29 protein-coding genes are annotated in these 22,655 nt (G+C 60.7%); 27 read left to right on the top strand and 2 right to left on the bottom strand.

The window, feature by feature from the left end:
* Positions 1–66: 66 nt before the first annotated feature.
* Positions 67–720 carry a transcriptional regulator gene (locus tag DWY03_RS00400; protein WP_040359230.1) on the bottom strand — a complete coding sequence of 218 codons (654 nt, stop codon included), beginning with the start codon at positions 718–720 and terminating at the stop codon, positions 67–69.
* Positions 721–997: 277 nt separating this feature from the next.
* Between DWY03_RS00400 and dpaL the strand changes: the two genes are divergently transcribed.
* The 5 genes from dpaL (at position 998) to hydA (ending at position 7,382) form a co-directional block, all read left to right on the top strand.
* Complete coding sequence (gene dpaL, locus DWY03_RS00405) at positions 998–2,212, top strand: diaminopropionate ammonia-lyase (RefSeq protein WP_117583046.1); 1,215 nt, start codon at positions 998–1,000, stop codon at positions 2,210–2,212.
* 238 nt (positions 2,213–2,450) lie between these two features.
* The gene (locus tag DWY03_RS00410; protein WP_099432046.1) at positions 2,451–3,836 is read left to right on the top strand and encodes a YgeY family selenium metabolism-linked hydrolase; all 1,386 of its coding nucleotides are present in this window, start codon (positions 2,451–2,453) and stop codon (positions 3,834–3,836) included.
* A gap of 201 nt (positions 3,837–4,037) precedes the next feature.
* Complete coding sequence (gene ygeW, locus DWY03_RS00415) at positions 4,038–5,240, top strand: knotted carbamoyltransferase YgeW (RefSeq protein ID WP_117839668.1); 1,203 nt, start codon at positions 4,038–4,040, stop codon at positions 5,238–5,240.
* 150 nt (positions 5,241–5,390) lie between these two features.
* A complete protein-coding gene (locus tag DWY03_RS00420; protein WP_158558583.1) occupies positions 5,391–6,005 on the top strand; it encodes a nucleotidyltransferase family protein in 615 nt (204 codons plus the stop codon).
* A 9-nt stretch (positions 6,006–6,014) separates the two neighbouring features.
* Entirely contained in the window at positions 6,015–7,382 is a 1,368-nt protein-coding gene (hydA, locus tag DWY03_RS00425; protein ID WP_117839670.1) for a dihydropyrimidinase, read from the top strand.
* 79 nt (positions 7,383–7,461) lie between these two features.
* On the opposite strand, the gene yqeC is transcribed toward hydA, so the two are convergent.
* Positions 7,462–8,199 carry a selenium cofactor biosynthesis protein YqeC gene (gene yqeC, locus DWY03_RS00430; RefSeq protein WP_117839671.1) on the bottom strand — a complete coding sequence of 246 codons (738 nt, stop codon included), beginning with the start codon at positions 8,197–8,199 and terminating at the stop codon, positions 7,462–7,464.
* 102 nt (positions 8,200–8,301) lie between these two features.
* On the opposite strand from yqeC, the gene yqeB reads away from it, so the two are divergent.
* From yqeB to truA, 22 genes are all read left to right on the top strand, one after another.
* Positions 8,302–9,096, top strand: a complete 795-nt coding sequence (gene yqeB, locus DWY03_RS00435) for a selenium-dependent molybdenum cofactor biosynthesis protein YqeB (protein WP_117802980.1) — start codon at positions 8,302–8,304, stop codon at positions 9,094–9,096.
* Positions 9,097–9,105: 9 nt separating this feature from the next.
* Positions 9,106–10,149, top strand: coding sequence for an XdhC family protein (locus DWY03_RS00440; RefSeq protein WP_117839672.1), 1,044 nt, complete (start codon positions 9,106–9,108; stop codon positions 10,147–10,149).
* 127 nt (positions 10,150–10,276) lie between these two features.
* A complete protein-coding gene (locus DWY03_RS00445) occupies positions 10,277–11,590 on the top strand; it encodes a uracil-xanthine permease family protein (RefSeq protein ID WP_158558584.1) in 1,314 nt (437 codons plus the stop codon).
* A gap of 321 nt (positions 11,591–11,911) precedes the next feature.
* Entirely contained in the window at positions 11,912–12,469 is a 558-nt protein-coding gene (gene rplE / locus DWY03_RS00450; RefSeq protein ID WP_006235260.1) for a 50S ribosomal protein L5, read from the top strand.
* Positions 12,470–12,548: 79 nt separating this feature from the next.
* Positions 12,549–12,734 (top strand): type Z 30S ribosomal protein S14, encoded by a 186-nt coding sequence (locus DWY03_RS00455; protein ID WP_022094280.1) that lies wholly within the window; start codon positions 12,549–12,551, stop codon positions 12,732–12,734.
* A gap of 119 nt (positions 12,735–12,853) precedes the next feature.
* On the top strand, positions 12,854–13,252 hold the full coding sequence (gene rpsH, locus DWY03_RS00460; protein ID WP_006235262.1) for a 30S ribosomal protein S8: 399 nt from the start codon (positions 12,854–12,856) through the stop codon (positions 13,250–13,252).
* 33 nt (positions 13,253–13,285) lie between these two features.
* Positions 13,286–13,822 (top strand): 50S ribosomal protein L6, encoded by a 537-nt coding sequence (gene rplF, locus DWY03_RS00465; RefSeq protein WP_117564182.1) that lies wholly within the window; start codon positions 13,286–13,288, stop codon positions 13,820–13,822.
* Positions 13,823–13,897: 75 nt separating this feature from the next.
* Positions 13,898–14,266 carry a 50S ribosomal protein L18 gene (rplR, locus tag DWY03_RS00470; RefSeq protein WP_006235264.1) on the top strand — a complete coding sequence of 123 codons (369 nt, stop codon included), beginning with the start codon at positions 13,898–13,900 and terminating at the stop codon, positions 14,264–14,266.
* 14 nt (positions 14,267–14,280) lie between these two features.
* The gene (gene rpsE / locus DWY03_RS00475) at positions 14,281–14,805 is read left to right on the top strand and encodes a 30S ribosomal protein S5 (protein ID WP_055252236.1); all 525 of its coding nucleotides are present in this window, start codon (positions 14,281–14,283) and stop codon (positions 14,803–14,805) included.
* Between the two features lie 2 nt (positions 14,806–14,807).
* Entirely contained in the window at positions 14,808–14,990 is a 183-nt protein-coding gene (gene rpmD, locus DWY03_RS00480; protein ID WP_006235266.1) for a 50S ribosomal protein L30, read from the top strand.
* A 3-nt stretch (positions 14,991–14,993) separates the two neighbouring features.
* Positions 14,994–15,443, top strand: coding sequence for a 50S ribosomal protein L15 (rplO, locus tag DWY03_RS00485; RefSeq protein WP_006235267.1), 450 nt, complete (start codon positions 14,994–14,996; stop codon positions 15,441–15,443).
* Positions 15,437–16,723 carry a preprotein translocase subunit SecY gene (gene secY, locus DWY03_RS00490; protein WP_035137447.1) on the top strand — a complete coding sequence of 429 codons (1,287 nt, stop codon included), beginning with the start codon at positions 15,437–15,439 and terminating at the stop codon, positions 16,721–16,723. The genes rplO and secY overlap by 7 nt, the downstream gene beginning before the upstream one ends.
* An 18-nt stretch (positions 16,724–16,741) precedes the next feature.
* Positions 16,742–17,368 carry an adenylate kinase gene (locus DWY03_RS00495; RefSeq protein WP_055252238.1) on the top strand — a complete coding sequence of 209 codons (627 nt, stop codon included), beginning with the start codon at positions 16,742–16,744 and terminating at the stop codon, positions 17,366–17,368.
* Positions 17,365–18,153, top strand: a complete 789-nt coding sequence (gene map / locus DWY03_RS00500; protein ID WP_117639640.1) for a type I methionyl aminopeptidase — start codon at positions 17,365–17,367, stop codon at positions 18,151–18,153. Before DWY03_RS00495 ends, map begins: the two co-directional genes overlap by 4 nt.
* A 104-nt stretch (positions 18,154–18,257) precedes the next feature.
* A complete protein-coding gene (gene infA, locus DWY03_RS00505) occupies positions 18,258–18,476 on the top strand; it encodes a translation initiation factor IF-1 (RefSeq protein ID WP_035137443.1) in 219 nt (72 codons plus the stop codon).
* A gap of 150 nt (positions 18,477–18,626) precedes the next feature.
* The gene (gene rpmJ / locus DWY03_RS00510) at positions 18,627–18,740 is read left to right on the top strand and encodes a 50S ribosomal protein L36 (RefSeq protein WP_006363204.1); all 114 of its coding nucleotides are present in this window, start codon (positions 18,627–18,629) and stop codon (positions 18,738–18,740) included.
* A 14-nt stretch (positions 18,741–18,754) separates the two neighbouring features.
* Positions 18,755–19,129: a 30S ribosomal protein S13 gene (gene rpsM / locus DWY03_RS00515; RefSeq protein WP_022094275.1), complete on the top strand. Its 375-nt coding sequence runs from the start codon at positions 18,755–18,757 to the stop codon at positions 19,127–19,129.
* 14 nt (positions 19,130–19,143) lie between these two features.
* On the top strand, positions 19,144–19,548 hold the full coding sequence (rpsK, locus tag DWY03_RS00520) for a 30S ribosomal protein S11 (RefSeq protein WP_006235274.1): 405 nt from the start codon (positions 19,144–19,146) through the stop codon (positions 19,546–19,548).
* Between the two features lie 19 nt (positions 19,549–19,567).
* The gene (rpsD, locus tag DWY03_RS00525) at positions 19,568–20,164 is read left to right on the top strand and encodes a 30S ribosomal protein S4 (protein ID WP_006235275.1); all 597 of its coding nucleotides are present in this window, start codon (positions 19,568–19,570) and stop codon (positions 20,162–20,164) included.
* Between the two features lie 32 nt (positions 20,165–20,196).
* Positions 20,197–21,138, top strand: coding sequence for a DNA-directed RNA polymerase subunit alpha (locus DWY03_RS00530; RefSeq protein ID WP_006235276.1), 942 nt, complete (start codon positions 20,197–20,199; stop codon positions 21,136–21,138).
* Between the two features lie 30 nt (positions 21,139–21,168).
* The gene (rplQ, locus tag DWY03_RS00535) at positions 21,169–21,636 is read left to right on the top strand and encodes a 50S ribosomal protein L17 (protein WP_006235277.1); all 468 of its coding nucleotides are present in this window, start codon (positions 21,169–21,171) and stop codon (positions 21,634–21,636) included.
* A gap of 92 nt (positions 21,637–21,728) precedes the next feature.
* Entirely contained in the window at positions 21,729–22,553 is an 825-nt protein-coding gene (truA, locus tag DWY03_RS00540) for a tRNA pseudouridine(38-40) synthase TruA (protein ID WP_117839674.1), read from the top strand.
* Positions 22,554–22,655: the final 102 nt, after the last annotated feature.

A 22,655-nucleotide genomic window follows, 5' to 3' on the forward strand; every position in this document is an offset into this window, starting at 1 on the left:
CTCGGTCTTGGATTCATGCTTTCCAGAACTCGCGCCCAAAAGGGGAGAGGCAATCCAGGCGAGTGCCTACTTGTCGCCTGCTGCCGCCTTGGCCTCATTGAGGTAGCTATAGAAGCTGTACTTGGAGATGCCAAAGAACTCGCAGGCGCGCTCGCTCGACTTGGAAATGAGGAAGGCGCCGCGACGGTCAAGGTAGCCAATGGCACGAATGCGCTCGTCTTTGGTCATGAGTGCCGCGGGCTTGCCCACAAACTGCTCGCACTCGTGCAGCAGGTCTTCGAGCAGGTCGCCGATGTTCTTGGTAATGGGCTCGGGTTCGGTATAGCCCGTGCCGCCGGTGCCGGTAAAGGCGTCGAGCGAACGCTCAAAAGCCTTCATAAGCGTAATGTCAAAGTTGATGCCCAAAATGCCGACAGGCTTGCCCTCATCGTTGCGGATAAAGATCGTCGAGGACTTGAGCAGCTTGCCATCGGTGGTTTTGGTGAGGTATGGCTCGCGGTCGTGTACGTCGGTGGCGCCCTCGTGCATGGACTCAAACACAATATGGCTGGGGCCGTCACCCAGTTTGCGCCCGCTGACGTGGCCGTTTTCGATCACTACGATGGAGTGGTCCACGTCATCGGTCTCCAGATCGTGGACGACGATTTCGCAGTTGGGGCCAAATTGGAGCGCCAGACCGTGTGCAAGGCGCTTATAGAACTCAATCTGTGCGGGGGTCATGGGTGCCTTCCTAAAAATTAGTTTGGGCACACTTTGCCATAAACCACACTTGTTCGCAAATAACGAAAGCGTCGCTGCGTTATGTGACCGTTCGGCGGCGAAAAGGTACCGATTACGGCAACAAACAATTTGTTAGGTTTGCCAATCAAAAAGTGTGATAGAACAGTACTAACAAACTTTTTGTTTGGCATCCACATAAAAGTTTAGCCGCATGAATGGGAATGGGCTGAAACGCGTATGCGGGGGCCGGCAAGAGAGGACTTAAGGAGTTCACCGTATGGCCGATAAGATCCAGTGGGCGGGCAACACGATGCCCAAGAGCGATGATAAGCACTTGGGAATCATGAGCCTCGACCACGTGAAGAAGGCCCGCGCCTTCCACCAGTCGTTCCCTCAATATACCGTCACTCCGCTTGCCCGCCTGGACGGTCAGGCTGCGCGCCTGGGCCTGTCCAACCTGTGCGTTAAGGACGAGAGCTACCGCTTTGGCCTCAACGCCTTTAAGGTCCTGGGCGGATCGTTTGCCATGGCCAACTACATTGCCGACGAGACCGGCAAGGACGTTGCCGACTGCACCTTCGATTACCTGACCTCCGATCAGCTGGCCGAGGACTTTGGCCAGGCTACCTTCTTTACCGCCACCGACGGCAACCATGGCCGCGGCGTGGCATGGGCTGCCAACAAGCTGGGCCAGAAGGCCGTCGTGCACATGCCCAAGGGTTCCACCAAGCCCCGCTTTGATAACATCGCCGCCGAGGGCGCCACGGTGACCATCGAAGAGGTCAACTACGACGAGTGCGTGCGCATGGCCGCCGCCGAGGCCGACGCCTGCGAGCGCGGCGTCATCGTTCAGGACACCGCCTGGGAGGGCTACGAGAAGATCCCGTCTTGGATCATGGAGGGCTACGGCACCATGGCTTCCGAGGCGGCCGAGCAGCTGCGCGAGATGGCCATCAACCGCCCGACGCACGTCTTTGTCCAGGCTGGCGTGGGCTCGCTGGCTGGCGCCGTGGTGGGCTACTTCACCAACCTGTATCCCGATAACCCGCCCACCTTCGTCGTGGTCGAGTGCGCGCCTGCCGCCTGCCTGTACAAGGGCGCTGCCGCCGGCGACGGCGACCCGCGCATCGTGGACGGCGACATGCCCTCCATCATGGCCGGCCTGTGCTGCGGCGAGCCCAACATCTTGGGCTGGGATATCCTGCGCAACCACACCACCGCCTTCGTGTCCTGCCCCGACTGGGTCACCGCTCGCGGCATGCGCACCCTGGGCGCTCCCGAGAAGGGCGACCCGCGCGTCATCTCCGGCGAGTCCGGCGCGGTGACCACCGGCCTGGTCGAGACCCTCATGCTCGATCCCGAGTACGCCGAGCTCAAGGAGCTCATCGGCCTGGACAAGACGAGCTCCGTGCTCTGCTTCTCCACCGAGGGCGACACCGATCCGGACCAGTACCGTCGCATCGTCTGGGAGGGCGAGTATCCGACCTGCTAGCGAGCCTAGCCTGTCCGGGTGGCGGAGCATATGTTTACTCCCTGCTCGGACAGTCCTGCTCGCACGGAGAGCACATTAAGTGCTCTCCGGCTCGTGCGGAACTCGCGACGGAGCAAACATATGCTCCGCCACCCTACGTTTACTTGCTTGCCGGGTGCTCGACCTCACGCTGCTTGGCACAAGTGATCTATCTGAAATATCTACCTGTAGGTAAACCCTTGTAGAAAGGTTGACTGTTATGACTAAAGAACTCGATTTTGATGCCATTAAGGCTGCGGCTGAGTCCCATCGTGCTGATATGACTCGCTTCCTGCGCGCCATGATCTCCCACCCCTCTGAGTCCTGCGAGGAGGGCGAGGTTGTCGCTTGCATCAAGGCCGAGATGGAGAGCCTTGGCTATGACGAGGTCAAGGTCGATGGCTTGGGTAACGTCATGGGCTTTATGGGCGAGGGCGACAAGATTATCGCCATCGACTCCCACATCGACACCGTCGGCATCGGCAACATCGAGAACTGGGATGCCGATCCCTATGAGGGCTACGAGACCGACGAGATCATCTACGGCCGCGGCGGCTCTGACCAGGAGGGCGGTATGGCTTCCGCTACCTATGCTGCCAAGATGATGAAGGACATGGGCCTCATCCCCGAGGGCTACAAGATCATGGTCGTCGGCACCGTCCAGGAAGAGGACTGCGACGGCATGTGCTGGCAGTACATCTACAACAAGGACGGCATTAAGCCCGAGTTCGTCATTTCCACCGAGCCCACCGACGGCGGCATCTATCGCGGTCACCGCGGCCGTATGGAGATCCGCGTCGACGTTCACGGCACCTCCTGCCACGGCTCCGCTCCCGACCGCGGCGACAACGCCATCTACAAGATGGCCGACATCATCGCCGACGTCCGCGCCCTCAACAACAACGGCTGCGACGAGTCGACCGACATCAAGGGTCTCGTCAAGATGCTCGACCCCAAGTACAACCCCGAGCACTTCGAGGATGCCCGCTTCCTGGGCCGCGGCACCTGCACCGTCAGCCAGATCTTCTACACCAGCCCCAGCCGCTGCGCTGTCGCTGACTCCTGCGCCATCTCCATCGACCGTCGCATGACCGCCGGCGAGACCTGGGAGTCCTGCCTGGACGAGATCCGCAACCTGCCGGCCGCCAAGAAGTACGGCGACGACGTGAAGGTCTCCATGTACATGTACGACCGTCCGTCCTGGACCGGCGAGGTCTACGAGACCGAGGCTTACTTCCCCACGTGGATCAACAAGGAGACCGCTCCGCACGTCAAGGCCCTCGTCGACGCCCACAAGGCCATGTTCGGTGACGAGCGCATCGGCTGCGAGCCCAGCATGGACAAGCGCACCGGTCGTCCGCTGTGCGACAAGTGGACCTTCTCCACGAACTGCGTTTCCATCCAGGGTCGCTATGGCATCCCCTGCGTCGGCTTTGGCCCGGGTGCCGAGTCTCAGGCTCACGCTCCCAACGAGGTCACCTACAAGGACGACCTGGTCACCGCTGCCGCCATGTATGTGGCTGCCCTGAACCTCTACGATCCGAGCCAGGCCGATGGCGACGCCACCGTGTTCCGCGCCGGTCTGACCAACAACAAGATCGACTAGTCCCATTCCTTGATCTTGTTGAGCCGGGGGCCGCTCGTGTCCCCGGCACCCCCTGTTGACTTGGGGCCCGCGGTCGTTATCTCCCATGCTTCCTCAACGGTAGCGGGTCCTCGTCATAGCGCTCTGCATGTTCTAGCCACACGCGCATGCCGGAGCACATCTACTCATTGCAATCGTTTCATCTTTGGAAAGGATATTTACATGGATGCCAAGTTTACCGAGCTCGTCGAGCAGCTGAACGGCCTCGATTTTAAGGGCATGTACGGCAGCGACTTCCTGCACACCTGGGATAAGACCACCGATGAGCTCAAGGCGCTCTACATCGTCGCTGACGCCCTGCGCGAGCTGCGCGAGAACAACGTTTCGTCCAAGATCTTCGATTCGGGTCTGGCCGTCTCCCTGTTTCGCGACAACTCCACCCGTACGCGCTTCTCCTTCTCCAAGGCCGCTAACCTGCTCGGCCTTGAGCTGCAGGACCTGGACGAGAAGAAGTCCCAGATCGCTCACGGCGAGACCGTCCGCGAGACCGCTACCATGATCTCCTTCATGGCCGACGTCATCGGCATCCGCGACGACATGTACATCGGCAAGGGCGACGCCTACATGGCCGAGGTCTCCGAGTCTGTCCAGCAGGCCTACGAGGACGGCGTTCTGGATCACCGTCCCACGCTCATCTCTCTGCAGTCCGATTCCGACCACCCCACGCAGTCCTCTGCCGACATGCTTTACCTCATCAACGAGTTTGGCGGCCTCGAGAACCTCAAGGGCAAGAAGGTTGCCGTTACCTGGGCCTACTCGCCCTCTTACGGCAAGCCGCTGTCCTGCCCGCAGTCGCTGATCAGCCTGCTGCCCCGCTTTGGCATGGACGTCACCCTGGCCCACCCCGAGGGCTACGACCTCATGCCCGAGGTCGTCGAGCGCGCCAAGGGCTACGCCGCCGAGTCCGGCACCACCTTTAAGCAGGTCAACACCATGGCCGAGGCCTTCGAGGGCGCCGACATCGTGATCCCCAAGAGCTGGGCTCCGTTTGCCGCCATGGAGAAGCGTACCAACCTGTACGCCGAGGCCGACGACGCCGGCATCGCAGCGCTCGAGAAGGAGCTGCTCGCTCAGAACGCCACCCATCAGGACTGGTGCTCCACGACCGAGCTCATGGAGAAGACCGCCAACGGCCAGGACACCATCTTTATGCACCCGCTGCCCGCCGACATCTCCGGTGTCTCCTGCGAGCACGGCGAGGTCAATGCCGACGTCTTTGACATGCACCGCGTGGGCATGTACAAGGAGGCCAGCTACAAGCCGTACGCCATCGCAGCCATGATGTTCCTGCAGAAGGTTGCCGATCCCGCCGCTACCCTCAAGGCCCTCGACGAGCGCAATACCGCCCGTTGGTTCCAGGCCTAAAGCCGCGCTGAGGTAAGCCGTGTAAAGGGGGCGCTCTGCCAACCGGCGGGGTGCCCCTTTTTGCATCGTGGGCGTGCGGGATAAGCGCTTTCGATGTAGATGCCCCGCGACGCGAGTTATGGGTACGATGGTTTCAGGGGAGGTATCGCCATGAAACTCGGTTGCGTCATTATGGCTTCGGGCGAGGGCAAGCGGTTTGGCTCTAACAAGATGCTCGCCGATATCTATGGCGAGCCGCTGATTGCCCGGACTATCGATTCGGTTCCCCGGGGCTTTGACGTTGTGGTTTCGACGCGTTGGCCCGAGGTCGCCCAGATTTGCGAGGACAAGCATTGCCCGTGTGTGCTGCACGATGGCAAGCTCAGAAGCGAAAGCGTCCGTGCGGGCCTTTCGTGGGGGGCGAGCCGCGGCTGGAAGGGTTGCCTCTTTTTGCCGGGCGACCAGCCGCTCGTGAGTTCGGATTCTTTTGAGGCCATGGTTCGCGCGTTTGATGAGCGTGGCCGCAAGTATCCGGTGCGTCTTGCGTGCAACGGTGAGCCTTCGAGCCCGGTGCTCTTTCCGGCGGAACTGTTCGATGCACTTATGTGTCTTGAGGGTAAGGACGGCGGCGGTTCGATCCTCAAGGACCGTACCGACGTGGTGCTGGTCGAGGCGCGTGCCTACGAGCTGTGGGACGTCGATACCGTCAAAGGACAGCGACGCATAACGGAGCATATCGCCGCCTGCTCGTATTTTGATCGCGTGGCCAACTGCATCAATCAATAAGGAGCAATTATGATCATCATCAAAAACGGCGCGCTCGTGACGCCCCAGGGGCTTCGCCGCGCCGATCTTGCCATGGATGGCGATAAGATCGTGCGGATTGCCGCGGCGATTGAGCCGGCCGAGGGCGATACCGTCGAGGATGCTGCGGGCTGCTGGGTGTTCCCGGGCTTTATCGACGGCCACACGCACATGCAGTGCTGGACCGGCATGGATTGGACGGCCGATAGCTTTGAGACCGGTACGCGTGCGGCTGCCTGCGGCGGTACGACGACCATCGTGGACTACGCGACGGCCGATCGCGGCGTGACCATGCCCGATGCCTTGGTCGAGTGGCATCATCGCGCCGACGGAACCTGCACGGCCAACTACGCCTTTCATATGGCACTCGCCGAGTGGAACGAGCGCAACCGCGCCGATCTTTCGGCCATGCGCGAGGCGGGCGTGTCGTCGTTTAAGACCTACTTTGCCTACGACCATCTGCGCCTGGACGATGCCGAGACGCTCGAGGTGCTGGAGGAGCTCAAGCGCGTGGGCGGTATCCTGTGCGTGCATTGCGAGAACGGCACGTTGGTCAACGCGCTGCAGAAGCGCGTGTTTGAGCAGGGTATCCACGGGCCCGAGGGCCATGCGCTCAGCCGCCCGGACGTGTGTGAGGCCGAGGCCGTGAGCCGCCTGCTGTATCTGGCGCACTTGGCCGGGGACGCTCCGGTCAACGTGGTGCACCTTTCGACCAGGCTGGGGCTCGAGGCCATTCGCGCTGCCAAAGCGCGCGGGCAGAAGAACATCTATGTCGAGACATGCCCTCAGTATCTGATGCTCGACGACACCTGCTATCTGGAGCAGGGCGAGGACGGCTTTGCGGGCGCCAAGTACGTGATGAGTCCGCCGCTGCGCCATGCCGGCGACCGTGCGGCACTGCGCGAGGCGCTTGTGGCTGGCGAGATCGATACGATTGCGACCGATCATTGCAGCTTTAACCTGCACGGGCAAAAGGACCGCGGGCGCGACGACTTCCGCGCGATTCCCAACGGCGGACCCGGCGTGGAGCATCGTCCCGTCGCGATCGCTACGAGCTTTGAGGGACAGCTGGGCCCCGAGGATCTGTGCCGCCTGATGAGCGAGAACCCGGCGCGCGTTTTTGGCATGTATCCGCGCAAGGGCTGTCTTGCCGAGGGCGCCGATGCCGACGTGTGCGTGTGGGATCCGTGCGCGCGTTGGACGATCAGCGCCGCGACGCAGCATCAGGCCGTGGACTACACGCCGCTCGAGGGCTTTGAGGCACATGGCCGCGCCAAGGCCGTGTTTGTGAACGGCGTGCTGGCGGCACGCGACGGCGAGCCCACCGGAGCCCAACCCGGCCGCTACGTGCCCCGCTAACGGGAAGACCGCCGGGGTAGCTAATTTGGGAGATGATTTTTTGGGACGGGGTAGCAAAAAGAGCCCCGTCCCAAATTTGCTACCCCTGGAGGCTGGTGGCGATGAGGGGGCGGCCGAGGGCTGCCTCGAAGCAATCTGCCATCGTTGGATCGGCAAGCGTGTCGACTTGGTTGAGCATGATGCGGGCATTGTCGAGGTTCAGCATCTGCAGCTCGGCATTGAGCACCATGGCGACGCGCTCTGGGGTGGCAGCGTCGGTGGGCTCGCAGCCGCAGCGCTCGCAGAAGAGCTCGGGGCGGTGGACAACCTTGGCGACGGGCTTGCCCAGCCCTGAGGCGCCGACGACCCAGACAACGTTTGCCGTGCCGGCGGGAACGACCGGCTCCCAGGCGGCATGTGCCTTGAGCGGGAGTCGCTTGCTGCCATCTGCCTCGGCCAACACATAGTCAAAGCGCTGCGCCAGCTCGTTGAGCGGCTCGGCGGGGGCGGAGAGCTTGCCTGTCTCCGGGTTCAAAACACCCGCCTGGCAGATACTTCCGCGGACAAGTCCCGCGCATGCCTCGCAGGTGCAGCCGGGAACATGTAGGGTCCCCGGCTTCCAAGGCGCGGCGTCCAGGCGACGGCTCGACCCATCCCATGGCACGCCGGCGACGGGAAACATGTGCGTGGTGGTACAGAGGAGCACGCGGCCGCCAGCGCGCATGAGCTCAAGACCCAGCGTCTTGAGCAAGGTCGACTTGCCGCCGCTGCCGATAATCGCGGTAATGCCCGGCTCGATCCTGAGCGCCGAGGCAAGATTGCCGCTAACCGTTTCCATCTGTTCACCGCCGTATAATACTGTGATAATAAATAATCATCAGAGTAGCGGTCGAACCGCTTTTGCTCTGCTCAAACCGTAGCACAGGGAGGTGCCCCGGGAATGCTCGTTTATGTTCGCGGCGCCGGCGATATCGCCACGGGTGTCGCTGCCCGTTTGGTGCGCGCCGGCGTGTCGGTTGTCATGGCCGATATCGCGGTTCCCACGTGCATCCGCCGCACAATCAGTTTTTGCGAGGCCATTCGCCTGGGCGAGGTCCAGGTCGAGGGCATTCGCGCTCGCTTGGCACAGACGCCGGCTGAGGCGCTTGCGATTGCCGAGGCTGGAGACGTCGCCGTTGTGGTAGACCCCCAGGCCAAGATGATCGGCGAGCTGAAACCCGCGGCTGTGGTCGACGCGATTTTGGCTAAGCGCAACTTGGGCACCACGCGCGACATGGCGCCCGCCGTCATCGCCGTGGGGCCGGGCTTTACCGCGCCGGTTGACTGCGACGCCGTGGTCGAGACCATGCGCGGGCATTTTCTCGGCCGTGTCATTACCCAAGGTTCGCCCCAGCCTAACACGGGCGTGCCGGGCATTATCGCCGGCTATGGCAAGGAACGTGTTATCCACAGCCCCGCCGCCGGCGTGTTTCGGTCCGACCGCGCAATCGGCGACATCGTGAGCGCCGGAGACGTGATTGGCTACGCGGGCGATACGCCCATGTGCACGCAGATCGATGGCTGTCTGCGCGGGCTTTTGGCGAACGGCGTGCAGGTGACTGAGGGCTTTAAATGCGCCGATGTCGATCCGCGTGGCGACGCCAGCTACATCAACTATATTTCGGACAAGGCGACATCGGTCGGCGGCGGCGTGCTCGAGGCACTCGCTATGCTCACCGATGTCTTTAGAGGATAGAAGGCGGCAATGGAAAAGCTCGATGTTGTGAAAGCGGCGCTTGCCGCCCTGCGTGCTGGCGAGACGTGCGAGCTCGTGGTCGTGGCCGGTACGGCGGGGTCATCACCACGCGGCGTGGGCGCCTGGATGGCCGTCTTTGCCGATGGCAGCCAAGCGGGCACCATCGGCGGCGGCAAGATTGAGCTTTTTGCGCTGGACGAGGCGCGCGAGCTGCTGGCCGCAGGGCAATCGCGTCTGGTCCGCTACACCATGGGCGGCGAGAACTCCGATACCGGCATGATCTGCGGCGGGGCCATCTGCCTGTGCTACCTGCATCTGGACTCGACCCAGGCACCGTTGTTCCAGTCGGTTGCCGACGTCTTGGCCTATCGGCGCATCGGCGACTTCGTCATCGACTTTGAGCCGTTTATCGCGAGCGCGCTCGAGGGCGATGTGGTTGAGTACCATGGCGAGACATCGCGCCATACCATTGCCGGCTGCCCCGAGCTTTCGCTGGTGGAGGAGGGGAGTAAGGTCACCTACACCAACGCCGCCTCCGAGATTCCCCCGGCGCACATCGAGACGCTCTGCCCCGAGGGCCTGACCTATATCTTTGGCTGCGGCCACGTGGGCGCTGCGACGGCGCGGGTGCTCACGGCGGCGGGCTTTGCCGTCGTGGCTTGCGACGACCGCCCCGGCACGCTGACCCCCGAATGGGTGCCCGGCGTCTACGACCGTCGTCTGGTCGATTATAAGAACCTGAGCGAGCTGTGCCCCATCGGCCCGCGCGACTTGGTGGTCGTCGCCACGGCGGGTCACAAGTCCGATATCGACGTGGTGATTCAGGCCATGCGCGCTAAACCCGCCTATCTGGGCTGCCTGGGCTCGCGCCGCAAGACCGCCTTTGTGCGCGCCCGCCTGGAGCAGGAGGGCTTCACGCAGGGCCAGATCGACGAGCTGCACCTGCCGATCGGTGTCGCCATCGAGGCCGAGGACCCCGAGGAGATCGCCATCTCCATCGCCGCCGAGATGATCCACCTGCGTCGCACCAAACTCGTCCCCCGCAAGCGCTAGTCGCATCCCAAATGAGCTGCCCCAGCCCTCTGCCGCATGCGGGTCAAAATGCTACCTGTGCCATATGCCCTATAATGTCCGACCGTTGAGCGGCATGGGGCCGCTGCCTAGGGTATGGGAGGCGCAAATGGCAGAGTCGGCAGCAGGGGATGCCCTGTTCGAGCGTACGGGAAAAGTTTCGTTTGTGCAGGTATTACCCCATGCACTGCAGCATGTGCTGGCGGCATTCGCGGGTATCGTCACGCCCGCCATCATTATCGCGTCGGTCTGTGGCTTTACCCCTCAAGAGGAAGCCGCTGTCATCCAGGCGTCGCTCGTCCTCTCGGCGATTGACATTTTCCTTCAACAGTTTCCCATAAAAGGTGTCGTCGGTTCGGGCCTGCCCATTGTGATGGGTGCGAGCTTTACCTTCGTGCCGGCGCTCAAGGCAGTCGGTCTTGAGCTTGGTTTTGAGGCCGTACTGGGCGCCCAGGTAATCGGCGGCGCGCTCGTCGCGCTCTTCGGCCTACTGTTTAGGCGCGTGAGTTTTCTGTTTCCGGCCCCGGTGCTTGGCACCGTCATCTTTGTCATTGGCCTGTCGCTATGCCCAGTGGCAGTTGCCTCCATGGCGGGCGGGGAGGGCGCGGCCGATTTTGGCAGTGTCACCAACTGGGCCGTCGCACTTGTGACGTTCGTCGTCACCTTTATGGCTGGCAACTACGGCAAGGGCGCGCTTAGGCTGGGCAGCATCCTGGCTGGTATCTGCGCGGGCTTTGTTTTGGCTGCGGTGTTGGGCATGGTCGATTTCTCGGCCATCGCGACCGCCAGCTGGTTCGCCCCGCCGGCCCTGGGCGCCCATCGCCTGGTGTTCGACCCGGCCGCGTGCGCCGTTGTGGGCGTTGTCGCCATTGTCAACGCAGTACAGGTCATGGGCGAGTTTGCCGCCGTGTCGTCCGCTGCGCTCGATACCCCTGCGACCGATAGCCAGATCTCGGGTGGCCTGATCGCCAACGGCCTGGTCGGTATGCTGTCAGGCTTTTTTGGCGGCGTCCCCACGGCAACCTTTGGCCAGAATGTGGGCATTATCGCCGAGAACAAGGTCGTCAACCGCATGGTCTTTACGCTTGCGGCTGCCATCCTGCTCATCGCGGGCCTGCTGCCCAAGTGTGCGGCGGTGCTCACGTCTATTCCGCAGCCGGTCATCGGTGGCGCCACGATTGGCGTGTTCGCGACCATCGGTATGAACGGTGTGGTCATGTTTGCCCGCCACGGCCTGTCTCAGCGCGATACCACGCTCATGGGTCTCTCTATCGCCTTTGGCACGGGCATTGAGCGCACGGCCGGCGCGCTTGCCGGCGCTGGATTCCCCGCATGGGTCGGCACCGTTTTTGGCGGATCCTCCATTGCCGTCGCCGCGCTCGTTGCTGTGATCCTCAACCTGGTCCTCCCGCGCCAAAAATAACGCCCCATATATGAGTTGCGGTGGAATAGGGACTGTTTAAGCCTTTTAAGCCATCAAACAGTCCCTATCTCACCGCAACTGCTGTTTTCCTCCGTGCCCTAGGGATCAATTTGTGCGGGGGAGTTGTGGAGTTGTGCAGGCAGACGAGGTTTTTCTGGAAATACGCTTCCGATGCGCGTATAGTATCGATTGTTTTGTCGGCTCCTGCTGCGTCGAGTCCAAACCGCGAAATGCCATGAGCGGCGCGGATGCAGTCAGGAGGCACGAGGACAACCCATCGTGGCCACGCCCCGTGCTTAAAACCCCAAGAAGGAGTGAACAATGGCAGAAGAGAAGTATGTGCCGCGTCTGAAGACCAAGTACAACAACGAGGTCAAGCAGCAGCTTCAGGACAAGTTCCAGTACGAGAACGTCATGATGATCCCCAAGTTTGAGAAGATCGTCGTGAACATGGGTGTCGGCGAGGCCGCTACCGATTCCAAGGCCATCGACGGTGCCGTGCGCGACCTGCGCGCCATCACCGGCCAGCAGCCGATGATCACCCGTGCCCGCAAGTCCATCGCTACCTTCCGCCTGCGCGCTGGTATGCCGATCGGCTGCAAGGTTACCCTGCGTGGCGACCGTATGTGGGAGTTCTTCGATCGTCTGACCTCCGTCGCGATTCCCCGTATCCGCGACTTCCGCGGCATCTCCGCCAAGAGCTTCGACGGCCGTGGTAACTTCTCCATGGGCGTCACCGAGCAGCTCATCTTCCCCGAGATCGACTTCGACTCCGTCGATCACCAGCGTGGTATGGACATCACTTTCGTGACCACCGCCAACACCGATGAGGAGGCCAAGGCCCTTCTGGACGCCTTCGGTTTCCCGTTCAAGAAATAGGTTCACCTGCCCTATGAGCGCCGTTCCCAGAAGGGGGCGGCGCTTGGGGCGAACAATACTCTATGTGAGGAGGATATAAGTGGCTAAGACATCGATGATCGTCAAGTGCAATCGCAAGCAGAAGTTCTCTACTCGTGAGTACACGCGCTGCCAGCGCTGCGGCCGTCCGCACTCTGTGTACCGCAAGTTCGGCCTGTGCCGTGTCTGCTTCCGCGAGCTTGCACTCAAGGGCGAGCTTCCCGGCGTTAAGAAGGCCAGCTGGTAAGTCACTACCAGCGTTTCAAGCATCAGTTTGGAACAGGGAAAACGCGCTAAAAAGGCTTTGCCGTTAAGGGCGGCGAAGAACCAAGAGCACGTGTTCATCAAGAACGAAGGAGAATCTGTATGAACCTTACAGACCCGATCGCAGATATGCTTACGCGCATCCGTAACGCTAACTCTGTGAACAAGGCCACGGTCTCCATGCCGAGCAGCAAGAAGCTCGTCGAGATCGCTCGTGTTCTGCACGAGGAGGGCTACATCGAGGGCTACGATGTCGAGGACACCGTTCCCCAGAAGACTCTGCACATCACGCTTAAGTATGGTCCCAAGAAGGCTAAGGTCATCAACGGCATCCGCCGCATTTCCAAGCCGGGCCTGCGTAAGTACACCGGCGTTGCCGACATGCCCCGCGTCCGCGGTGGCCTTGGTACCGCCATTATTTCCACCAGCCATGGCGTTATGACCGACCGCGATGCTCGCAAGCACAACGTCGGCGGCGAGATCATCGCTTACGTCTGGTAATTCGCTCGGTAGGTAGAAGGAAAGGAGATCACCGTGTCTCGTATCGGTAATAAGCCTGTCCAGATTCCCGCCGGAGTCGAAGTGGCAGTCAACGGCAACAACGTTGTCGTCAAGGGCCCCAAGGGCCAGCTCGAGCTCGATGTCTTTGAGAAGCTCGCTATCAACATCGAGGACAACGTCCTCACCGTTTCCCGTCCCGACGACGAGCGTGAGACCCGTGCCCGCCACGGCCTCACCCGTGCCCTCATCCACAACATGGTTGTTGGCGTTTCCGAGGGCTTCGAGAAGAAGCTCGAGCTCGCCGGCGTCGGTTACCGCGTGCAGCAGAAGGGCAAGAACCTCGAGTTCTCCCTGGGCTTCTCGCACCCCGTGATCGTCGAGGCTCCCGAGGGCATCACCTTCGAGGTTCCCGACAACACCCACGTGAACGTCAAGGGTATCAACAAGCAGCAGGTCGGTCAGATCGCCGCTGAGATCCGCGGCCATCGTCCTCCCGAGCCTTACAAGGGCAAGGGTATCCACTACGTTGGCGAGCACATCCGCCGCAAGCTGGGTAAGGCCGCCAAGTAGTCGTAACCGACTCACTCGCATAAGACCAGCACCCCGTCAGGTGCTGGCAAGATCAACCTTTTTAGGAGTTTACGTATGAACAAGCATAAGGCGAAGCTGGAAGGCCTCAAGCGTCGTCAGCGTCGTGTTCGCGGCAAGGTCTCGGGTACCTCCGAGCGTCCGCGTCTTCGCGTGACCCGTACTAACGCCAACATCTATGCCCAGATCATCGACGACAGCAAGGGCTCTAGCCTGACGCTCGTCTCTGCCTCGACCCTCGAGGCCGAGTTCAAGGGCACCCACACCTCGAACAAGGAGGCTGCGGAGAAGGTCGGTCAGCTCGTTGGCAAGCGTGCCATCGAGGCCGGCATCACCAAGGTCGCCTTCGATCGCGGTGGCCGTATCTACCATGGCCGCGTCAAGGCCCTCGCCGACGGTGCTCGTGCCGCCGGTCTCGAGTTCTAGGAGGTATGTAGCACATGGCTCGTAATCAGAAGCAGCAGCGCGAGGCCTCCGAGTTCGAGGAGCGCGTCGTTTACATCAACCGCGTGTCGAAGACCGTCAAGGGTGGTCGTCGCATGAGCCTCGTCGCTCTCGTCGTCGTTGGCGACGGCAAGGGCAACGTCGGCGTTGGCATGGGCAAGTCCGCTGAGGTGCCCCTGGCCATCTCCAAGGCGTCTCTCGATGCCAAGAAGAACATGTTCCACGTGCCGGTGACCGAGCAGGGCACCATCCCGCACGAGGTTCTCGGCCACTTTGGTGCCGGCCGCATCATCATCAAGCCCGCTGTCGAGGGTACCGGCGTTATCGCCGGCGGCGCTGTGCGTCCCCTCTTCGAGCTTGCTGGCATCAAGAACGTCCTGTCCAAGTCCCTCGGTACCGACAACGGCCTCAACATCATCAAGGCTGCCGTCGAGGGCCTCAAGGAGCTCTCCAGCCCTGAGGACGTCGCGGCTCGCCGTGGCCTGACGGTCTCCGAGATGTTCGTCGGTAAGGAGAACTAAGCATGGCTGACACCATCAAGATCAAGCAGGTCCGCAGCACCAACGGTTGCAAGCAGGACCAGGTCCGTACTGTCCGTGCCCTCGGTCTCCACAGGATCCGCGAGGTTCGCGAGATTGCTGACAACGAGTCCGTCCGCGGCATGATCTTCAAGGTCAAGCACCTTGTCGAGATTGTAGAGGAGTAGCAAATGCAGCTTCACGATCTTACTCCCGCGCCCGGTTCCACCAAGAACCGTAAGCGCGTCGGCCGTGGCAATTCTTCGGGTCACGGCACCACTTCTGGCCGCGGCCAGAAGGGCCAGGGTTCCCGCTCTGGTGGCACCAAGGGTGCCGGCTTCGAGGGTGGCCAGACTCCGCTGGCTATGCGCCTGCCCAAGCTTCCGGGCTTCCGCAACCCCCGTCGTATCGAGTACACCGCTGTTAACGTTGAGCGTCTCGAGCGTAAGTTCGAGGACGGCGCTGTAATCGACGGTGCCGCTCTTAAGGCCGCTCGCATCACCAAGAGCGAGTTCGAGCCCGTCAAGGTGCTCGGCAATGGTGAGCTCACCAAGAAGTTCACGGTCAAGGTCGACAAGGTCAGCGCTTCTGCGCAGGCCAAGATCGAGGCCGCCGGCGGAAAGGTCGAGCTGCCGTGCTAAATGGTCTTAAGAATGCTTTCCGCATCAAAGAATTGCGCGAAAAGATTCTTTTTACCATAGCTATGCTCGTCGTGTACCGCATTGGTGCGCACGTTCCTGTGCCCGGCATTCCCTTCCAGGGGATGCTGGGCCTTTTCTCGACCGATAACAATTCGGTCGCCGCAGGTGCTATGGCCCTCCTGAATCTTTTCTCTGGCGGCGCATTGAGCTATGTGTCGGTGTTTTCGCTGGGCATCATGCCTTACATCACCAGCTCGATCATCCTCCAGATGCTCCAGGCCGTTGTGCCTTCCCTGCATGAGCTTGCCCGCGAGGGCGAGGTCGGTCAGACCAAGATTACGCAGTATTCGCGTTACCTCACCTTGGCTCTGGCAATCCTCAACTCCGTGGGTTACCTCTTCCTCTTTAAAAGCTTCGGCATCAGCTTTAATGGCGCTGGCGCTCCCGAGATCATCTTCGACCTCATGATCGTCGGCACGCTCACTGCGGGCGCCATGCTGATCATGTGGATTGGTGAGCTCATCACCCAGCGCGGTATCGGCAATGGCATGTCCCTGATCATCTTTGCGAACATCATGGCCGGCCTGCCGCAGGCGATCTTCTCCAGCACCGAGGGCAATGCCGGTGGCATCATCACCATGGTGATCATCTGCGCCATCATCCTGCTGGTTATCCCGCTGATTGTTTTTCTTGAGCGCGGCCAGCGCCGCATCCCGGTCTCCTACGCTAAGCGCGTCGTGGGCCGTCGCATGATGGGTGGCCAGACCACCTACCTGCCCATCAAGGTCAATACCGCGGGTGTCGTGCCGATCATCTTCGCTTCGGCGCTGCTGTACTTCCCGGCTCAGATTGCCGTGTTCTTCCCCGGCATCGGCTGGATTCAGGCAGTTGCCTCTGCGCTTTCGACCGGTTGGCTCAACTGGGTGCTTAATGTTGTCCTCATCGTGTTCTTCGCGTACTTCTACACCTCCATGGTGTTCAACCCCGATGACACGGCCGACAACCTTAAGAAGCAGGGCGGCTTTATTCCGGGCGTCCGTCCGGGTAGGGCTACCGCGGCCTACATCAAGAACGCGCTCAACAAGATCACGCTTCCCAGCGCTGTCTTTTTGGCGCTCATCGCCATCGTGCCTTCGATCATCTTCTCCTTCACGGGTAACCATCTGATCCAGGCATTTGGCGGCACGTCCATCCTCATCATGGTCGGCGTCGTGCTCGACACGGTCGATAAGCTCGAAGGCCAGATCAAGATGTATGATTACGATGGATTCTTTAAATAGGCTAGAGGAGGATTGCTCATGAACCTCGTATTGCTCGGAGCTCCGGGTGCCGGTAAGGGCACCGTCGCACAGGAGCTCGTCGCCGAGTTTGGCGTCGCTCACATTTCCACGGGCGACCTGCTGCGTGCTGCCGTCAAGGGTGGCACCGAGCTTGGTATTCAGGCTAAGAAGTACATGGACGCTGGCGAGCTTGTTCCCGACCAGCTCGTGATCGACCTTGTCAAGGAGCGCCTTGCTGCCGATGACGCCCAGCAGGGCTTCATCCTCGACGGCTTCCCGCGCAACACCGCCCAGGCTGTGACGCTCGATTCCGAGCTCTCCGCCATGGGTCGCGAGATCGACTGCGCCCTTCTGGTCGACGTGGCCCCCGAGGTCATCATCGATCGTCTGTCTTCGCGTCGCACCTGCCGCGCCTGCGGTTACACCGGCACCGCTGCCGATGCTACCTGCCCCAAGTGCGCCGGCGAGATGTATCAGCGCGACGACGACAAGCCCGAGACCATCAAGAACCGTCTCGACGTCTACGAGAAGTCCACGAGCCCGCTCGTCGACTACTATCGTGGCCAGGGTCTGCTCAAGTCGGTCAACGGTGACCAGGCTCGCGAGACCGTGTACGGGGATGTCAAAGAGGCTCTTGGTCTATGATCAAGATTAAGTCTGCAACGCAAATCGAGCAGATGAAGAAGGCAGGAGCGCTATCTAAGATGGCGCTCCGCCACGTTGGAGCCATGGTGCGCCCTGGTGTTTCGACCTTTGAGCTCGATCAGCTCGCGGAGCAGATTATCCGTATGCATGGCGGCACCCCGGCCTTTAAGGGTTACGGCGGGTTCCCCGGTACCATTTGCGCATCGATTAACGATGCCGTGGTCCACGGTATTCCCAACCCCGACATGATCCTGCGCGATGGCGATATCATCTCCATCGATACGGGAGCCGTTGTCGACGGTTGGGTTGGCGATAACGCTTGGACGTTTTTCGTCGGCACCCCTACGCCCGAGGCCAAGGCCCTGTGCGAGGTCACGCGCGATTGCCTTAAGGCTGCCATCGAGCAGGCTATTCCCGGTAACCATATCGGGGACGTCGGTTATGCCGTTCAGTCTCTCGCCGAGTCTCACGGTTACGGCGTGCTTCGCGACTATGTGGGCCATGGCATTGGCCGTGTGATGCACGAGGACCCCAACGTTCCTAACTATGGAAAGAAGGGGAGAGGCGTTCGCCTCCAGGCTGGCATGGTCATTGCCATCGAGCCGATGGTTACGATGGGTTCCAACCATGTGAGCACGGGCTCCGACGGTTGGATCGTCACGACCAACGACCACCTGCCCGCCGCGCACTACGAGAACACCGTCGCCATTACCAATGACGGACCGGTGATTCTCACCACGGATGCCCAAGGTGCTTGGTGTTCGCTCCAAGGCGGAGAAATGTAACAAGTTCCGCTTAGATGTGGAGCCATTACGAAGATATTACGATACGTGCATGCGTATTGTAGAATACTCAATCGCTGTCGTTTTCTAGAGAAAGATGATTGCTTGTGAAGAAGGAAGACGCAATTGAGCTCGAGGGTACGGTAAAGGAACCGCTGCCCAACGCCATGTTTAAGGTCGAGCTCGAGAACGGTCATTCGGTTCTGTGCAACATTTCTGGCAAGATCCGAATGAATTACATCCGTATTCTCCCCGGTGACAGGGTTGTCGTGGAGCTTTCCCCGTACGACCTGACCCGCGGCCGCATCACCTATCGCTACAAATAGCGGCACGCATACACGCACTCCATTTCCGGCTGCAGGCTTAGCTCAACCTACGGTCGGATTGTGTGTGAAGACCAGCCATAGTTTTAAACGCCTGCGGCTGGGCGAGTAGATAGTAGGGAAGTAGTTTGAGCGCTACCGAAAGGAAGAACGATGAAGGTACGTCCTTCGGTCAAGAAGATGTGCGATAAGTGCAAAATCATTAGGCGCCATGGCAAGGTCCTCGTCATTTGCGAGAACCCCCGTCATAAGCAGCGTCAGGGTTAAGAGAGGAGACTACGTTGGCCCGTATTAATGGTGTCGACCTCCCGCGTGAGAAGCGCGTTGAGATCGGTCTGACCTACATTTACGGCATCGGCCGCACCACTGCGACGAAGATCTGCGTCGAGTGCAACGTTAACGTGGATACGCGTGTTAAGGACCTCACCGAGGATGAGGTTAACGCCATCCGCGATTATATCGATAAGAACCAGATCATGGTTGAGGGCGACCTCCGCCGTGAGCGCAACCAGAACGTCAAGCGCCTTATGGACATCGGCTGCAACCGCGGCCTTCGTCACCGCAAGGGCCTCCCGGTCCGCGGCCAGCGCACCCACACTAACGCTCGTACCCGCAAGGGACCGAAGCGTCAGATCGGTGCTAAGAAGAAGAAATAAGGAGCGCTAGATAGATGGCTACTGCTAAGAAGAACGTTCGCGCTGCCCGTCTGAAGCGCGCGGACCGTAAGAACATTTCCGTGGGCCAGGCTCACATTCGTTCTACGTTCAACAACACGATCGTTTCGATCACCGATCCCCAGGGCAACGTCATTTCCTGGAAGTCGGCTGGCCAGGTGGGCTTCAAGGGCTCCCGTAAGTCCACGCCGTTCGCTGCCCAGATGGCTGCCGAGGCTGCTGCCAAGCAGGCCATGGAGCACGGTATGAAGAAGGTTTCCGTCTTCGTCAAGGGCCCTGGCTCCGGTCGTGAGACCGCCATCCGCTCCCTCCAGGCTGCTGGCCTCGAGGTCTCGAGCATCCAGGACAAGACCCCCATCCCGCACAACGGCTGCCGCCCCAAGAAGCGTCGCCGCGTGTAACTGAAAGGATCGTATCAATATGGCAATCGACAGGACTCCTGTTCTTAAGCGCTGCCGTCAGCTCGGGATCGATCCCGCTGAGCTCGGTTACAGCAGCAAGAAGGAATCTATCCGTCAGCCCAAGCGCCGTCGCAAGGAATCTGAGTACGGCATGCAGCTGCGCGAGAAGCAGAAGGTCAAGTTCATCTATGGCGTTCTGGAGAAGCAGTTCCACGGCTACTTCAACAAGGCCCGCAAGATGAACGGCGTCACCGGTGAGAACCTCATGATCATCCTTGAGTCTCGCCTCGACAACGTCGTCTTCCGTCTTGGCTTCGCCCGCACCCGCAAAGAGGCTCGCCAGTCCGTCCGTCACGGTCACTTCACCGTGAACGGCAAGCGCGTGGACATCCCGTCCTACCGCGTCAAGGCCGGCGACGTCGTCGCTGTCGGCGAGAAGTTCCGTGACCTCCTCCCCATCAAGGAGGCTCTGATTTCCTCCGAGCGCTTTGAGGTCCCTGGCTGGCTCGAGGTCGATATCGAGAAGCTGTCTGGTAACGTGCTCGCTCTGCCGACGCGTGAGCAGATCAGCGGTGATATCAACGAGCAGCTCATCGTCGAGCTCTACTCTAAGTAGTCCATCCGGGCTGCTGAGGCTGGAGGTAATACATGTCAGAATTCATTAGGCCTCAGGTTCAGGTCGAAGAGATCAACGAGACGTCTGCTCGTGTCTCCGTCGAGCCGCTCGAGCGTGGCTACGGCGATACGCTGGGTAACTCCCTTCGTCGCGTACTTCTGTCCTCGCTCGAGGGTGCCGCCGTCGAGGCTATTCAGATCGATGGTGCACAGCACGAGTTCATGACCATCCCTAACATGGTCGAGGATGTCACCGACATCGTCCTGAATGTCAAGGGTCTTGTCTTCAGGGCTCTCGGCACGACCGACGAGGCGACCGCCACCATCTCGGTTGACGGCCCCTGCGAGGTCACCGGTGCGGACTTCTTTATTCCGTCCGAGTTTGAGCTGGTCAACCCCGAGCAGCACATCGCTACGCTCACCGAGGGCGGCCATCTCACCATGAGCATGCGCATCGGCTATGGCCGCGGCTATGTCTCTGGCGAGGCTAACAAGCGCGACAACGATCCCATCGGTGTGATCCACGTCGACTCGCTGTACTCGCCGGTGTCCCGTTGCGCCAAGCTCGTTGAGGCTTGCCGTGTCGGTCAGCACACCGACTACGACCGCCTTGTCCTCGAGATCGAGACCAACGGCTCCATCGCTCCGCGCGACGCCGTGGTCCAGGCTGCCAATATCATCAACCAGCATATGGCTGCCTTTATGAACCTTGCCGAGACCCCCGAGGTCGAGGAGGAGGCTTCGATCTTCGCTCCCGAGGTCACCAACGACAACGCCGAGCTGGACAAGCAGATCGAGGATCTGGACCTTTCTGTCCGTTCCTACAACTGCCTTAAGCGCGCCAGCATTCACTCGGTCCGTCAGCTCGTTGAGTTCTCGGAGAACGATCTGCTCAACATCCGTAACTTCGGTGTTAAGTCGATCGAGGAAGTGAAGGACAAGCTTGAGTCCATGGGCCTGAGCCTGAAGGCTTAATGCTTCGCATATTTGAGGAGAAACTAGACCATGCGTCACAACGTTAAGAAGGGCCTGAAGCTCGGCACCGATGCGAGCCACACCAAGGCCATGAAGAAGAGCCTTGCTAAGGCCCTCTTCGAGAACGACCGCATCAAGACCACCGAGACCCGCGCTAAGGCGCTGCGTTCGGTCGTCGACCCGATCATCACTTGGGCCAAGAAGGGCGACCTGCACTCTCGTCGTCTGGCTATCGCCAAGCTCGGCGATAAGCAGCTCGTTGCCGAGATCTTCGACAAGGCTGCCCAGGGCATGTGGCAGGACCGCAACGGCGGTTACACCCGCATCATGAAGCTCGGCAACCGCAAGGGCGACAACGCTCCCATCGTTATCATGGAGCTCGTCACCGAGCCTTGCACGCCTAAGGCCAAGAAGGCTGCTCCGGCCCCCAAGAAGGCCGCTGCTCCCAAGAAGGTCGAGGCCGTCGAGGAGGCTCCTGCTGAGGAGACCGCTGAGTAGACTTTCCGTCTGCATAGGCTATATTCGAGGGGTACGTTCGCGTACCCCTCTTTTTTTGTCGCGATACCGTTGCTTGTTTGTTGGGAGCGCCCATGACTGCGCCGTCTGATTTCAATTCGATTTCCGAGCTTGACGCCACACTCGTATTTCGTGTGGCCTATGATGGCTCGTCGTATAGCGGATTTGCCGAGCAGCCTGGACAGACGACGGTTGCTGGTGAGCTACGTCGAGCCATCGAGACGCTGCTTCGCCGCCCGATCGATCTGACGTGCGCGGGGCGTACCGATGCCGGCGTGCATGCCGTGGCTCAGTACATCAGCGTGCCCATTACGGACGCTGAGCTCGCTCTGACGCGCCGTAGGTGGCTGCGGGCCATGGATGCCCTGCTGCCCAAAGATATCGCCATAAACGAGGTCTACAGGGCCCGTAAAGGCTTTTCTGCACGCTTTGACGCGCATTCCCGTACGTATACATACCGTATTGCCGATCGCGATGCGCGCCCCGTGCTGTCCCGCGGTGCCGTGTGGTGGCATCGCTATCCCTTGGATGTTGAGGCTATGTCTTCTGCCTGTCCCGCGCTGCTGGGCGAGCAGGACTTTAAAAGCTTTTGCAAGGTTGCCTCGGCCGTTGGCAAGCCCACGCATCGCTGCGTGATGCGTGCCGAATTTGGCCATGAGGTTGCGTTTGGCGAGGACATCCTGACGTTTACCATCGAGGGCAATGCGTTTCTGCATTCGATGGTCCGTACGATCGTGGGCACGCTTGTCGAGATTGGCATGCATCGCCGTGAACCCGAGTGGATGCGCGAGGTTATCGATGCTTGCGACCGTACCGCTGCGGGCCCCACGGCTCCTGCCTGCGGCCTTACGTTTATGGGCGTGGATTACGATCCCGCCGAGCTTGTCGTGCTCGACTAGGGGAGGGCTTGACGTGTCGTGCGTCGACACCTGTCATCTGTGGGCTGCGCGTGTGCAACATCTGTTCTTGGCGTGCAATGCAACCGGTGTCTCATTGCTTTT

Origin of the sequence: Collinsella sp. AF23-2, assembly GCF_003459245.1 — a bacterium.
Taxonomy (GTDB): Bacteria; Actinomycetota; Coriobacteriia; order Coriobacteriales; family Coriobacteriaceae; genus Collinsella.